Here is a 13,332-nt window from a genome sequence, read left to right as displayed (position 1 = left end):
ACCACGTTTACAACGTTGCAAGAGCAATATTCCACGCGATTGCTCCGCCGTCAAGGCATCACTCGGGCATTTCCGGTATTGGAAATTGCGTGGTTGTGTTAGCGCTAACAGGTAAACTGGGCAAACAGCTCTTTGGCAGGGCCGGCGGGTGCTCCGCAGGCAGGGCCGCTGACCCCGGGACAGCTACTGCATCAGCACAGCCGACGAGAGGACCCGAATATGAACAGGCCGGCCGTTAGCCCCAACGGACAGATCATCACTTTGGAGGCAGGTCCCTACAGCGCAGGGATAGCCACTGTGGGAGCAGGAATCCAAAGTCTGCGCCACGGTGGACGCGACCTGGTGCTCCCGTTCGACCCGGATCTCGTTCCGCACGCCTACGCGGGCAAAACGCTTGTTCCCTGGCCCAACCGCATCGACTCCGGCACGTACGTTTTCCGGGGTAAAACGTATGAGGTTCCCGTTAATGAAGCGTCCACGGGAACCGCGCTCCACGGCCTGGCGGTCTGGGTGGACTGGCAGGTTGCGTCCCGCTCGGAGCACGCCGTCGTGCTGGAGCACACGCTGCACGGGCAGCCGGGCTACCCGCATCAGCTGCAGCTGCGGGCCGAGTTTGCGCTCACTGAGGAAGCAGGCCTAACCGTGACGGTCAGTGCCCGCAATGCAGGCCGCACGGCTGCGCCCTACGGCGTTTCCTCCCATCCGTACCTCACCGTCGGCCGGTCGGTGGACGACTGCGAAGTGGGCTTTGCCGCCTCGCGGGTGCTCATGACCGACGACCGCCTGCTGCCCCTGGAGCTGAAGGAAACGGCGGGCACGGACTACGATTTCTCGCAGCCCCGCGTCCTGGGCGCCATGAGCCTGGACCACGCCTTCACCGGCCTGCCCGACGGCGGCTGGGAGGTGAGCCTGCGCGACCCCGCGACGGGCGACGCGTCGGTACTTTCCTCCCCGGCCGGGCCGGAGGGATCGGGCTGGCTGCAGGTGTACTCCGGAGAAGAGCTCGGACGCCTGGGCATGGCCGTTGAACCCATGTCCTGCCCGCCGAATGCCTTCAATACCGGCACTGACCTCATTGTGCTGGAACCCGGCGACGAGCATGCATTTTCGTACACTGTCAGCGCCGGATAGCCTTCCGGCCTACCGGCACCGCACAGACACACGTGAAGATCGACAGAAAGCAGCCCATGGCACCGTTACAGCGCAGGCTCTCCGGCGCGCCGCCCACCATGGAGGACGTAGCCCGCGTTGCCGGCGTGTCCCACCAGACGGTTTCCCGGGTCTTGAATGAACACCCCAACGTCAGCCAGGCCACGAGGGAAAGGGTTTCTGCAGCCATCGGGGAGCTCGGCTACCGGCGAAATGCTGCGGCCCGGTCCCTGGTGACGCGCTCTTCCAAGGTGATCGGCGTCATCATTACCGAACTTGAGCAGTACGGACCGGCGAGCACCCTGCTGGGCCTGCAGGAGGCAGCCTTTCGGGAGGGATACTTTGTCAGCGTGGCCGGCCTGCGGGAGCTATCCCCGGACGCCATGCTGGAGTCTGTCAACCATCTCCTCAACCAGGCGCCCGATGGAATCGTGGTGGTGGCACCCGTACAGGCCGGCGTCGACCTGTTCCGCGACCTGCAGCTGACCATTCCCCTGGAAGTCGTGGCCGGCGGACTGGCCCCGGAAGGAAGCCAGGAGCAGGCGGCACGGACAGCAGTGGCGCACTTGGCCGACCTTGGGCACCGGAGCATCGCACACCTTGCCGGACCCGAGCAGTGGATCGATGCGCAGCGAAGGGCATCCGGGTGGCGAGCCGAGCTTGAGGCCCGCGGGTTGGCGGCTGCGCCGCCGATGACCGGTGACTGGGGTGCGGAATCCGGCTACCGCAACGGGCTGGAGTTCGACGCCGACGCGCACACCGCCGTATTTGTCGCCAATGACCAGATGGCCCTGGGGTTCATGCGTGCTCTGCATGAGCGCGGTATCAGTGTCCCCGGAGACATCAGTGTCATGGGTGTTGATGACCAGCCCGAAGCGGCCTACTTCCTTCCGCCGCTGACCACCATCCGCCAGGACTTCCGCAGCATGGGCAGGTACTGCATCGATCGGCTCCTGCTGCAGATTGCCGGCTCCGCCGCCGGTGCGGGCGGGGAATCAGGGGGAACTGCGGGCGGCACGCCCGAAGAGCTGCCGGCACCGGAGCTGATGGTCCGCAGCAGCACCGCTCCCCCGGGGCAATAGGAGGCACCACCGGCGCGGCGGGGGCGCGCTTCGTTTCGCTGAAATATCCTCGTCTTGACAATGAGACACAGCAAACATCTAATTGTTAGCGCTAACAAGATCAACGACGATTCGTTCGGCCGGTCCCTCCGGCCGCCACAGGAGGACCCATGAGCAGGACCGATCCGGAAGAGCAATACGTCATCGGGGTGGACTACGGCACCCTCTCCGGACGGGCCGTGGTGGTGCGGGTCTCCGACGGCACCGAGCTTGGCTCCGCCGTCCACCCGTATCCGCATGCCGTCATCACGGACAACGTTCCCGGCACCGGCGTCCGGCTGCCCCCGGACTGGGCTCTGCAGGTTCCGCAGGATTACGTGGAAGTCCTCAGCAAGGCCGTGCCCGCTGCCCTGGCAGAGGCCGGCATTGACCCGGAAGCCGTCATCGGTCTGGCCACCGACTTCACCGCCTGCACCATGGTCCCCGTCACCGGCGACGGCACCCCGCTGAATGAACTGCCAGAGTTCGCGGAACGCCCCCACGCCTATGTCAAGCTTTGGCGCCACCACGCCGCCCAGGGGCAGGCCGTCCGGATCAGCACGCTCGCAGCCGAGCGGGGAGAATCCTGGCTGGGACGCTACGGCGGACTCATTTCCTCGGAATGGGAGTTCGCCAAGGCGCTTCAGATCCTGGAGGAAGACCCGGAAATCTACGCCGCCATGGACCACTGGGTGGAAGCGGCGGACTGGATTGTGTGGCAGCTGACCGATTCCTACGTCCGCAATGCCTGCACGGCCGGCTACAAGGGCATCTACCAGGACGGGGCTTACCCCTCAGCGGACTATCTCGCCGCCCTGAACCCCGATTTTGCTGGCTTTGTCACCGACAAACTGGAGCACACCATCGGCCAGCTCGGCTCGGCCGCCGGCACGCTCTCGGCCCGTGCGGCTGCATGGACCGGGCTTCCCCAGGGCATTGCCGTTGCCGTCGGCAACGTGGACGCCCACGTAACAGCCCCGGCCGCCAATGCCGTTGAGCCCGGCCAGATGGTCGCCATCATGGGAACCTCCACCTGCCACGTCATGAACTCCGGTGAACTGCACGAGGTTCCCGGCATGTGCGGCGCCGTGCAGGGCGGCATCGTGGAAGGCCTCTGGGGCTACGAGGCCGGACAGAGCGGCGTGGGTGATATCTTCGGCTGGTTCGTGAACAACTGCGTTCCGCCGCGCTACGTGGACGCCGCGGCCGAGGCCGGCACCGGCGTCCACGAATACCTCACGGAACTGGCCTCCGCCCAGGCCATCGGCGAGCACGGCCTGGTGGCCCTGGACTGGCACAGCGGCAACCGGTCGGTGCTGGTGGACCATGAACTCTCGGGCGTGTTTGTCGGCCAGACCCTGGCCACCCGTCCCGAGGACATGTACCGCGCACTGCTGGAAGCCACGGCCTTCGGCACGCGGACCATCATCGAGGCCTTCAACGCCAGCGGCGTTCCCGTCACCGAATTTGTGGTGGCCGGCGGCCTGCTGAAGAACCCGCTGCTGATGCAGATCTACTCCGATGTCATCAACCTGCCCCTCTCTGTCATCGACTCGGATCAGGGGCCGGCCCTGGGTTCTGCGATCCACGCAGCAGTGGCGGCCGGAGCATACCCGGATGTGCGTTCGGCCGCGGCCGCCATGGGCCGGGTCCGGCGCGGGGTTTATCAGCCCGTTCCGGAAAACGTGGCCGCCTACAACGCCCTGTACGAGGAATACCGCACCCTCCATGACTACTTCGGCCGCGGCGCCAACGAGGTGATGCACCGGCTGAAGAAGATCCAGCGCGCAGCAGCGGCAGGCCTGCTCGCCGGAGCAGCGGAGGCCGCGCCGGAAACACGTTCACCCGAAGAAACTGCAGCAAAGGAACCGGCACTGTGACCCTTACCTCCGACGTCCTCGGCACCGTGGACAGGCTCCGCCGCCAGGTCAGCGACCTGCACGCCGAACTCACCCGCAACGAACTGGTGGCCTGGACCGCCGGCAACGTCTCGGCGCGCGTCCCGGAACAGGACCTGATGATCATCAAGCCCTCCGGTGTTTCCTATGACGATCTCACTCCGGAGAACATGGTCCTGACCGACCTGTTCGGCACTGCGCTCGACGGCGGCGGCGCACCGTCGTCGGACACCGACGCTCACGCCTACGTGTACCGGCATATGCCGGACGTGTTCGGCGTCGTGCACACGCACTCCACCTACGCCACCGCCTGGGCGGCCCGCGGAGAAGCCATCCCCTGCGTCCTGACCATGATGGCGGACGAGTTCGGCGGGGAAATCCCGGTGGGTCCGTTCGCCCTGATCGGCGACGACTCCATCGGACGCGGCATCGTCGAGGTGCTCTCCGGGCACCGCTCCACCGCCGTCCTGATGCAGAACCACGGCGTGTTCACCATCGGCAAGGACGCCCGGTCGGCAGTGAAATCAGCGGTCCTCTGCGAGGAAGTTGCGCGCACCGTGCACATCAGCCGCCAGCTGGGGAACCTGCTGCCCATCGCACAGCCGCACATCGACAGCCTGTACGAGCGCTACCAGAACGTGTACGGCCAAAAATAATTCGGAGCACCGCTCCCCCAACACTCTCGGAAAAAGGATTTCTTCATGACCATCAGCACTGCCCCCGCCCGCGAAATCTGGTTTCTCACCGGAAGCCAGGGACTCTACGGCGAAGACACCCTGGCCCAGGTCCGGGAGCAGGCAGGCGACATTGCCCGCCAGCTCGACGAGGCTGACGCCATTCCGTACCGCATTGTCTTCAAGCCTGTCCTGAAGGACTCCGATGCCATCCAGGAAGTGATCCTGGCGGCCAACTCCTCGGAGGCCTGCATTGGCCTGATCACTTGGATGCATACCTTCTCCCCCGCCAAGATGTGGATCCGCGGTCTCACCAAGCTGCAGCGCCCGCTGCTGCACCTGCACACGCAGCACAACGTTGAGCTGCCGTGGGCCGAGATTGACATGGACTTCATGAACCTGAACCAGGCCGCGCACGGCGACCGGGAGTTTGCCTACATTTCTTCCCGGCTCGGCATCAGCCGCAAAACCGTCGTCGGGCACGTCTCGAGCCCCCGAGTCCAGGCCAAGATCGATTCCTGGGCACGGGCAGCGGCCGGCTGGCATGAAATCCGCAGCCTGAAGCTGGCACGGTTCGGTGACAACATGCGCAACGTCGCCGTCACCGAGGGCGACAAGACCGAGGCGGAGGTGAAGTTCGGGGTTTCCGTGAACACCTGGTCCGTGAACGAACTCGCGGAGGCAGTGGACGCAGTGTCCGAAGAGGCAGTGGATGCCCTGGTCGCCGAGTACGAAGAGCTGTACGACGTCGTTCCGGAGCTGCGGCGCGACGGCGGCCGGCACAAGTCGCTGCGCTACGGCGCGCGGCAGGAACTGGGCCTGCGGTCCTTCCTCGAAGCAGGAAACTTCGGCGCCTTCACCACCAATTTCGAAGACCTGGGCAGCCTGCAGCAGCTGCCCGGCCTGGCCGTCCAGCGGCTCATGGCCGACGGCTACGGGTTTGGCGCCGAGGGCGACTGGAAGACCGCCGTCCTGGTCCGCATCGCCAAGGTCATGGGCGAGGGCCTGCCCGGCGGGGCCTCCCTGATGGAGGACTACACCTACAACCTGGTACCGGGCAGCGAGGTGATCCTCGGGGCGCACATGCTCGAGGTCTGCCCGTCGCTGACCACGTCAAAGCCGGCGCTGGAAATCCATCCGCTGGGCATCGGCGGCAAGGATGACCCGGTGCGCCTGGTCTTCACTGCAGATCCAGGGCCCGCCGTCGTCGTTTCCCTGGCCGACATGCGCGAACGCTTCCGGCTCACCGCCAACATCGTGGAAAACGTGGTCCCCGAGCAGGATCTTCCCAACCTGCCCGTGGCCCGTGCGGTGTGGAAGCCCGCTCCGGACCTGGAAACCTCGGCGGAGTGCTGGCTTTCGGCCGGCGGCGCACACCACACGGTGATGTCCACCGCGCTGGGACGTGACGTCTGGGAGGACTTTGCCCGCATCGCCGGAGTGGAACTGGCACTGATCGACGGCGCCACCACCACTGCGTCGTTCGTTAACGAGCTGAAGCTGAACTCCGCGTATTATCGGCTGGCACAGGGCTTCTAGCCCCTGCACTCTCCGGATTGAACCCGATCCGACCACCTCACCTGAAGGGGCTACAACGTGCTCGAGGAATACAACTGGGCCGGCAACCTGCGCTACTCCGCCACGGACGTGGCGCAGCCGTCCACCCTGGACGAGCTGTCATCCCTGGTGACGTCGGCCGGGTCCGTTCGCGCCGTCGGCACGAGGCACTCGTTCAACGACATCGCCGATTCCGGCGGGCTGATGGTGAATCTGGAGAAGCTGGACGGCGAGCCGGTCCTGGACCGGCTCGCCCGGACGGTGACGGTTACCGCGGGCACCCGCTACGGTGATCTGGCAGCGTTCCTGGTGCAGCACGGCTACGCGCTGCACAATCTGGCATCGCTGCCCCATATCTCGGTGGCCGGAGCCGTTGCCACCGCCACCCACGGCTCAGGGAACCGCAACGGGAACCTGGCCACCACCGTGGCCGCCTTGGAGCTGATGACGTCAGACGGCGAAGTCCTGCGGGTTGACCGGTCCTCCCCCGATTTCAACGGAATGGTGGTTTCCCTGGGCGCGCTGGGGATCTTCACCCGCATCACCCTGGAGGTTGAACCGGCCTTCGAGGTGCGCCAGGACGTGTTTACCGACGTCCCGTGGACTTCCGTTGAGGAAAACTTCGACGCCATCACCTCCGCGGCCTACAGTGTCAGTATCTTCAGCTCCCTGGCCGGCCCGGCGGCGTCACAAGTGTGGCTCAAGAGCCGGACCGACACGGAGATGCCGTACGCCGGAGCGGGCGCCTTCTTCGGGGGAACCGCCGCTGCGGAGCCGATGCACCCGCTGCCGGGCATGAGTGCCGTGAACTGTTCGCAGCAAATGGGTGTTCCGGGGTCCTGGTCGGACCGGCTCGCGCACTTCCGGCTGGCCTTCACGCCGAGCAACGGCGATGAGCTTCAGAGCGAATACCTCGTGGAACGCGGCTCGGCCCTTGAAGCGCTGGAAATTCTGCGAGGCATGTCGGCGGACATCGCTCCCCTGCTCCAGGTCTGCGAAATCCGGACGATGGCCCGTGATGATCTGTGGCTGAGCAGCAGCTACGGGCAGGAAACTGTCGGGTTCCACTTCACGTGGAAACCCCTGCAGGCCGACGTCGAGGCTCTGCTGGCGAAGATGGAAGCGGCACTCGCTGCGCTGAAGCCCCGCCCGCACTGGGGAAAGCTGTTTACATTGGAGCGGGCCGAGCTGCAGGGGCTGTACCCCCGCTTCGGGGACTTCCAGGACCTTGCCCGCCGGCTGGATCCGGAACGAAAGTTCGCCAACGCCTTCCTGGCCCGGAAGGTCCTGGGCTAGGGCCCGTGCCCGGGGCCCGGCCTTGAAGAAAGAGGAACGATAGAACATGGCAGTCACCCTGCATGATGTGGCCCGGCTTGCAGGGGTTTCCTTCAAGACGGTCTCCAACGTAATCAACAGCCATCCAAATGTGCGTCCGACAACCCGGGAAAAAGTTGAAACCGCCATCAGCGAACTGGGCTACCGGCCAAACCTGACCGCGCGAAGCCTCCGTTCGGGACACACGGGAGCGATCACTCTCGCTGTGCCGCAGCTGCGCCTGCCGTATTTCGCGGAACTGGCCGATTCCATCATCAGCTGCGCCGATGATCTGGGCCTGGTGGTCCTGATTGAGCAGACCGGCGGCCTGCGTGAACGCGAGCTAGAGCTGTTGGCCAGTCCGCGGCTGAGGATGTCCGACGGGCTGATTTTCAGTCCGCTCGGCATGGGCCAGGAAGATGCCGAGCTGGTGAAGTCACCGGTGCCGCTGGTGCTGCTGGGAGAGCGGGTCTTTTCCACCGGCAGCGACCACGTGGTCATGCAGAACGTGGAGGGTGCGCAGGCGGCCACCGAGCATCTGCTTGCGCAGGGACGACGGCGCATTGCCGTGGTGGGTGCCCATGAAAATGAGGAGATTGGAACCGCAGGCCTGCGTCTGCGCGGTTACCGGGAGGCCCTGCGGCGCCACGGCGTGCCGTACGACGACGACTTGGTGGCCTACATGTGGATGTGGCACCGGGCCAACGGAGCAGCGGCTATGCATGAGCTGTTGGAGAAGGGCGTGGAGTTCGACGCCGTCTTCGGCTTTAACGACACCCTTGCCCAGGGCGCCATGCGCGTACTCCAGGACGCGGGGCGCCGGGTGCCCGACGACGTTGCGGTGATCGGCTTCGATGACCTCGACGAAACCCGCTACACGCTGCCGACCCTGAGTACGGTGGATCCGGGCCGCGGCGAAATTGCACGGACGGCGTTGAAGCTCCTCGTGGACCGGATTAACGGAACGGCTGCTCCGGGGGCGCAGCAAGTGGAAACGAAATATCGGGTTGTGGCACGGGAATCAACGGCCCCCCGCTGATGTCCGGTTCCCGAAGTTCCCCGGTGCGCCGAACGGCCTTTCCGCTGAACGACGTGCGCCTGCTGTCTGGCCCGTTCGCCCGCGCGCAGGAGACTGCGCTCGAGTACCTGCTGGCTCTGGATGCGGACCGGCTCTGCGCACCTTATCTGGCAGAAGCAGGCCTTGCCGGAGCTGTTGGTGACCCCGGCGCAGCACCGTACGGCAGCTGGGAGTCGGACGGCATGGGCGGCCATATGGGCGGCCACTACCTGTCCTCCCTTGCCAGGTTTTTCGCCGCCACCGGGGACAGCCGGGTCCGCAGCCGTCTGGAGCATGTCCTTGACGTTTTCGAGCGGTGCCAGGGGGCAGCCGGCAACGGGTACCTGGGCGGCATTCCCCGGGGGCAGCAGCTGGGGAGGGAACTGGCCGCCGCCCGCATCGAGGCGGATCTTTTTATCCTGAACGGCCGCTGGGTTCCGCTGTACAGCCTGCACAAGACACTGGCCGGGCTCCTCGATGCCTTTGCATACGTTGGTTCGCAGCGGGCCTTGTCCATGGCTTCCGCCCTGGGCCAGTGGTGGGTGGACAGTACTTCAGGACTCCCGGACGCTGCCTTCGAATCCGTCCTGATTACCGAGTACGGAGGAATGAATGATGCCTTCGCACTGCTCTATACGGCCACCGGTCGGTCGTGTTTCCTGACGGCAGCCCATCGCTTTTCGCACCGCCGGATTTTGGAGCCCTTGGCGGCCGGCCGTGATGAACTGGACGGGCTGCACGCCAACACCCAGATTCCCAAGGTTGTTGGCTATGCGCGGCTCGCCGGACTCACGGGAAACCGGAGCTATGCCGCCGCTGCGGAGACATTCTGGACCACAGTCCGCACCCGGCGCACGGTTTCGATCGGCGGCAACAGCGTCCGGGAACATTTCCACCCGTCCGGGGATTTCTCCCCTATGGTCACCGATGTGCAGGGGCCGGAAACCTGCAACACCTACAACATGCTTAAGCTCGCCCAGCTGCGGTTCGAGCAGACGGGAGATCCGGCAGCACTCGACTATTACGAACGGGCGCTCTACAACCACATCCTGTCCTCCCAGCGGCCCGGCACCGGCGGCTTTGCGTACTTCACGCCCATGCGGCCGGGCCATTACCGGGTCTACTCCCAGCCGCAGGAATCGATGTGGTGCTGCGCGGGGTCCGGGCTGGAAAACCACTCCCGCTACGGCGAACTGATTTTCAGCCGTTCGGCGGAAGCGCTGGAGGTGAACCTTTATATCGCCGCGGAACTGGAGTGCACGGAACTGGGCCTGCGGCTGCACCTTGAGGCTGACTTGATGGAGTCGGACACGGCTGTGCTGACGGTCCATGCGGACGAACCCCTGGACTGTATGCTGCGGCTCCGCCGCCCGGGCTGGGCGACGGACATGCAGGTGGAAATTGACGGCGTTCCCCTGGCTTTTAAGGACGAGACTGGTTGCGGGCCCGCATCCGGATCCGGCAATGACGCGCCCGGAGTCCGGATTCGCCGCCGATGGTCAGGCACCTCAGTTGTCACCGTACGGTTCGCTGCCGAAATACGCGCTGAGTACCTGCCGGACGGCTCGCCGTGGGTATCCTTCGTCTACGGGGCCACGGTCCTTGCCGCCCGAGTCCCGGACTCACCTGCTGAAACAGGAACCGCCGAAGCCCTGACCTTTGATGCGGAGGACACGAGGATGGGCCATGTAGCTTCCGGCCCGAAACGGCCTCTGGCATCGACGCCCGTGGTTACCGCAGCCCGTCCCGCTGCTGCCGCCGTCGTCCGGACGCGTTCCCCGCTGACCGCAGAATTGTCCGCCTGGCTCAACGGCGCGTCCGTTGCCGTGGAACTGGTGCCTTTTGCAGGCCTGTCAGAGGACCGCTACACCGTCTACTTTCCGGCCGGGACTGATCCGCAGGCAATAAGGTCCGCGCTTCTTTCCGCCGACCGCGCAGAGGCTGCAGCATGCAACGTCATTGACGCAGTGGCGGCCGGCGAGCAGCAGCCCGAAGCAGATCACGGTTTTGCCGGCGAAGGAACAACCGCCGGCGGCGACGGCACAAGGCACTGGCGGTCGGCTTCGGGCTGGTTCTCCTACCTGCTCACCGATCCGGACGGCCGTGCCCAAACGCTGCGGCTCACCTTCCAGCCCGGATCAGCGGAGGGAGCCCGGGTGGAAATCAACGGCGTTCACACGTCCCCCGACGCCCTGCCGGGTGACAGCGTCCCTGACGCCACGCACGAGTACCAGCTTCCCGCTGTACGTCCGGGAGACGGGGCATACAGGGTCCGGATTACTGCCCGGCCGGGCGGCGGGACCGGAGATCTTCTGCAGATACAGCTCCTGGGTGCACCCGCGGCGGAAGATTCTTAGCGTCGCACCGTGTTTTTCCGCATTTCGCACCTAGGATCAGCCCATGGATATCCCTTGGTTTGCACTTGTTGCTATTGCCGGAATGGCCGTTTACGGGCTCACGGAGATCGTCCGGATGGTGGTGAACCGTGAACAGGCTCCGGGGGTAGCCGCCTCCCGGGAGCTTCAGCAGGCGGTCGAAGCGAACAAAACGCTGCAGCGGCGGCTGGACTCCGTTGAACGGAAGGTCTTTGACCTTGAGCTGGCGAAAGCCGGGCGTCCTGTTCCCCCGGGTGCGTCACTGGCCGACGATTAGTCGCCGGGACTAGTCCCGGCGACTTATCCCAGCGACTTATCCCAGCGACTTATCCCAGCGACGCAGCCCGTTCTGGCCTGCGCCCCCGCCTTAACGGCGGACCTGGCCCTTGCCGCGGCCGGACATGCTTTCAGCCACGCCAATCAGCAGGACTGCGGCCACAACAGCCACAATGAAGCCGAAGATGTTGAGTTCCCAAATGTCGCCGCTTCCGACCAGGGAAGCAATGACGCCGCCGACGACGGACCCGGCCAGTCCGAGCAGGAGCGTGGCCAGCAGGCTCAGATTCTGCTTGCCGGGCTTGATCAGGCGGGCCAGTGCGCCAATAACGAGTCCCGCAACGATGAATCCGATCATGGTGTTCTCCTTCTGGAAGGGGCTGGTTTCCGCTGCGGACGCTGTCCACAGTTGTAAGCATCCTTATCATTCTAGGCGACGGCCTCGGACATCCCCACCCATTCTGGCACCGGAGGCTGCCCGGCACACGGTGCCGGCTCCAAACTTGGGAGCCGGCACCGAGGAAAACTATCGCTCAGCATGCCTAAGCCGGCTACTGCTCCCGGACCAGCCCGTCGGCAACCTCGAGCACTTCATCCAGGATTCCGAGCCCGGCCTCGGTGTCGGCGGCGCTGGTGTTGCACGGCGGGACGACGTGGATGCGGTTGAAGTTCGCGAACGGCAGCAGGCCGCGGGATTTGCAGGCGGCCAGCAGCTGGTTCATTTCCCCGCTGGAGCTGCCGTACGGTGCCAGCGGTTCCCTGGTCGCCCGGTCCTTCACCAGTTCAATGGCCCAGAACACGCCGGTGCCCCGGACTTCGCCCACCGACTCATGACGTTCGGCGAAGTCTGCCAGTGCCGGTCCGATGACCGTGCGCCCGAGCTCCGCTGCGTGCGCCACCATACCTTCGTCCTCCATGGCGTTGATGGTCGCGACCGCGGCCGCAGCAGCCAGCGGATGGCCGGAATAGGTCAACCCGCCAGGGTAGACCCGGGTGCCGAAGGTCGCGGCGATCTCCGGGCTGATGGCCACGCCGCCCATGGGGACATAGCCGGAGTTGACCCCCTTGGCGAAAGTCAGCAGGTCCGGCACTACGTCAAAGTGTTCGACGGCGAACCACTTGCCGGTGCGTCCGAACCCGGACATCACCTCGTCCGCGATGAGGACGATGCCGTAGCGGTTGCAGAGCTCGCGGACGCCCTGGAGGTATCCCGGCGGCGGGAGGTAGATGCCGGCCGTTCCGGGAATGGATTCGAGGATGATGGCTGCGATGGTTCCGGGACCTTCGTAGGCGATCAGCTGTTCCAGGTGTTCCAGCGCCCGTGAGCTTTCCTCTTCCTCCGTGGTTGAGTGGAACGCCGTGCGGTAAAGGTAGGGCGGGAAGAAATGGACGGTGCCGGTGCTGGCGGTGTCGTTGGCCCAGCGCCGGGGATCTCCGGTGAGGTTCACGGCCAGCTGGGTGCCGCCGTGGTAGGAACGGTAAGCCGACAGGACCTTCTGCCGGCCGGTGTGCAGGCGCGCCATCCGCACCGCGTGCTCGTTGGCGTCCGCACCGCCGTTGGTGAAGAAGATCTTGTTCAGCTCCCCCGGCGTCCGTTCACTGATGAGCCGGGCCGCTTCGGACCGTGCGTCGTTGACGTAGCTCGGCGCGATGGTGCAGAGTTTCGCTGCCTGCTCGGCGATGGCGGCAACGACGGCGGGGTGCTGGTGGCCGATGTTGGTGTTCACCAGCTGTGAGGAGAAGTCCAGATACTTGTTGCCCTCCCCGTCCCACACGTAGGAGCCCCGGGCAGCACTGATGACCATGGGATCGAGCAGGTCCTGCGCGGACCAGGAGTGGAAGACGTGCTTGCGGTCCAGGTCGTAGGCGCGCTGTGCACCCTCGGCGTCCAGCAGCGGCGGAGCTCCGCCGTCAATTGTGGAAGTCATATCC

At 65.4% G+C, this 13,332-nt stretch carries 11 protein-coding genes; 9 read left to right on the top strand and 2 right to left on the bottom strand.

Annotation, left to right across the window (positions count from 1 at the left end; all coding sequences use genetic code 11):
• Positions 1 to 219: 219 nt before the first annotated feature.
• The 9 genes from WKB88_RS03050 (at position 220) to WKB88_RS03010 (ending at position 11,401) form a co-directional block, all read left to right on the top strand.
• A complete protein-coding gene (locus WKB88_RS03050; protein ID WP_341393066.1) occupies positions 220 to 1,131 on the top strand; it encodes an aldose-1-epimerase in 912 nt (303 codons plus the stop codon).
• 56 nt (positions 1,132 to 1,187) lie between these two features.
• Positions 1,188 to 2,231 carry a LacI family DNA-binding transcriptional regulator gene (locus WKB88_RS03045; RefSeq protein WP_341393065.1) on the top strand — a complete coding sequence of 348 codons (1,044 nt, stop codon included), beginning with the start codon at positions 1,188 to 1,190 and terminating at the stop codon, positions 2,229 to 2,231.
• A gap of 149 nt (positions 2,232 to 2,380) precedes the next feature.
• Positions 2,381 to 4,129 carry a ribulokinase gene (araB, locus tag WKB88_RS03040; RefSeq protein WP_341393064.1) on the top strand — a complete coding sequence of 583 codons (1,749 nt, stop codon included), beginning with the start codon at positions 2,381 to 2,383 and terminating at the stop codon, positions 4,127 to 4,129.
• Entirely contained in the window at positions 4,126 to 4,803 is a 678-nt protein-coding gene (locus WKB88_RS03035) for an L-ribulose-5-phosphate 4-epimerase (protein WP_341393063.1), read from the top strand. Before araB ends, WKB88_RS03035 begins: the two co-directional genes overlap by 4 nt.
• A 45-nt stretch (positions 4,804 to 4,848) precedes the next feature.
• Positions 4,849 to 6,360 carry an L-arabinose isomerase gene (gene araA / locus WKB88_RS03030; RefSeq protein WP_341393062.1) on the top strand — a complete coding sequence of 504 codons (1,512 nt, stop codon included), beginning with the start codon at positions 4,849 to 4,851 and terminating at the stop codon, positions 6,358 to 6,360.
• Positions 6,361 to 6,417: 57 nt separating this feature from the next.
• On the top strand, positions 6,418 to 7,674 hold the full coding sequence (locus tag WKB88_RS03025; RefSeq protein WP_341393061.1) for an FAD-binding protein: 1,257 nt from the start codon (positions 6,418 to 6,420) through the stop codon (positions 7,672 to 7,674).
• A 46-nt stretch (positions 7,675 to 7,720) separates the two neighbouring features.
• Positions 7,721 to 8,731: a LacI family DNA-binding transcriptional regulator gene (locus WKB88_RS03020; RefSeq protein WP_341393060.1), complete on the top strand. Its 1,011-nt coding sequence runs from the start codon at positions 7,721 to 7,723 to the stop codon at positions 8,729 to 8,731.
• A 53-nt stretch (positions 8,732 to 8,784) separates the two neighbouring features.
• Positions 8,785 to 11,106 carry a beta-L-arabinofuranosidase domain-containing protein gene (locus WKB88_RS03015; protein ID WP_341393059.1) on the top strand — a complete coding sequence of 774 codons (2,322 nt, stop codon included), beginning with the start codon at positions 8,785 to 8,787 and terminating at the stop codon, positions 11,104 to 11,106.
• A gap of 43 nt (positions 11,107 to 11,149) precedes the next feature.
• A complete protein-coding gene (locus WKB88_RS03010) occupies positions 11,150 to 11,401 on the top strand; it encodes a hypothetical protein (RefSeq protein ID WP_341393058.1) in 252 nt (83 codons plus the stop codon).
• 90 nt (positions 11,402 to 11,491) lie between these two features.
• Here the strand turns inward: WKB88_RS03010 and WKB88_RS03005 are convergent, their stop codons facing one another.
• Entirely contained in the window at positions 11,492 to 11,758 is a 267-nt protein-coding gene (locus WKB88_RS03005) for a GlsB/YeaQ/YmgE family stress response membrane protein (RefSeq protein ID WP_341393057.1), read from the bottom strand.
• 193 nt (positions 11,759 to 11,951) lie between these two features.
• Positions 11,952 to 13,328 (bottom strand): aspartate aminotransferase family protein, encoded by a 1,377-nt coding sequence (locus tag WKB88_RS03000; protein WP_341393056.1) that lies wholly within the window; start codon positions 13,326 to 13,328, stop codon positions 11,952 to 11,954.
• Positions 13,329 to 13,332 lie beyond the last annotated feature (4 nt).

The organism is Arthrobacter sp. G119Y2, from assembly GCF_038069765.1.
Lineage (GTDB): Bacteria > Actinomycetota > Actinomycetes > Actinomycetales > Micrococcaceae > Arthrobacter_B.
The sequence above is the reverse complement of the archived record's forward strand: the minus strand, read 5'-3'. Positions and strand labels throughout refer to the sequence as shown.

Excerpts from the sequence above, each read along its gene's own strand:
- WKB88_RS03010 (WP_341393058.1), top strand. The coding sequence starts at position 11,150 with ATGGATATCCCTTGGTTTGCACTTGTTGCTATTGCCGGAATGGCCGTT.
- WKB88_RS03000 (WP_341393056.1), bottom strand. The coding sequence starts at position 13,328 with ATGACTTCCACAATTGACGGCGGAGCTCCGCCGCTGCTGGACGCCGAG.
- araA (WP_341393062.1), top strand. The coding sequence starts at position 4,849 with ATGACCATCAGCACTGCCCCCGCCCGCGAAATCTGGTTTCTCACCGGA.
- WKB88_RS03045 (WP_341393065.1), top strand. The coding sequence starts at position 1,188 with ATGGCACCGTTACAGCGCAGGCTCTCCGGCGCGCCGCCCACCATGGAG.
- araB (WP_341393064.1), top strand. The coding sequence starts at position 2,381 with ATGAGCAGGACCGATCCGGAAGAGCAATACGTCATCGGGGTGGACTAC.
- WKB88_RS03050 (WP_341393066.1), top strand. The coding sequence starts at position 220 with ATGAACAGGCCGGCCGTTAGCCCCAACGGACAGATCATCACTTTGGAG.
- WKB88_RS03020 (WP_341393060.1), top strand. The coding sequence starts at position 7,721 with ATGGCAGTCACCCTGCATGATGTGGCCCGGCTTGCAGGGGTTTCCTTC.
- WKB88_RS03005 (WP_341393057.1), bottom strand. The coding sequence starts at position 11,758 with ATGATCGGATTCATCGTTGCGGGACTCGTTATTGGCGCACTGGCCCGC.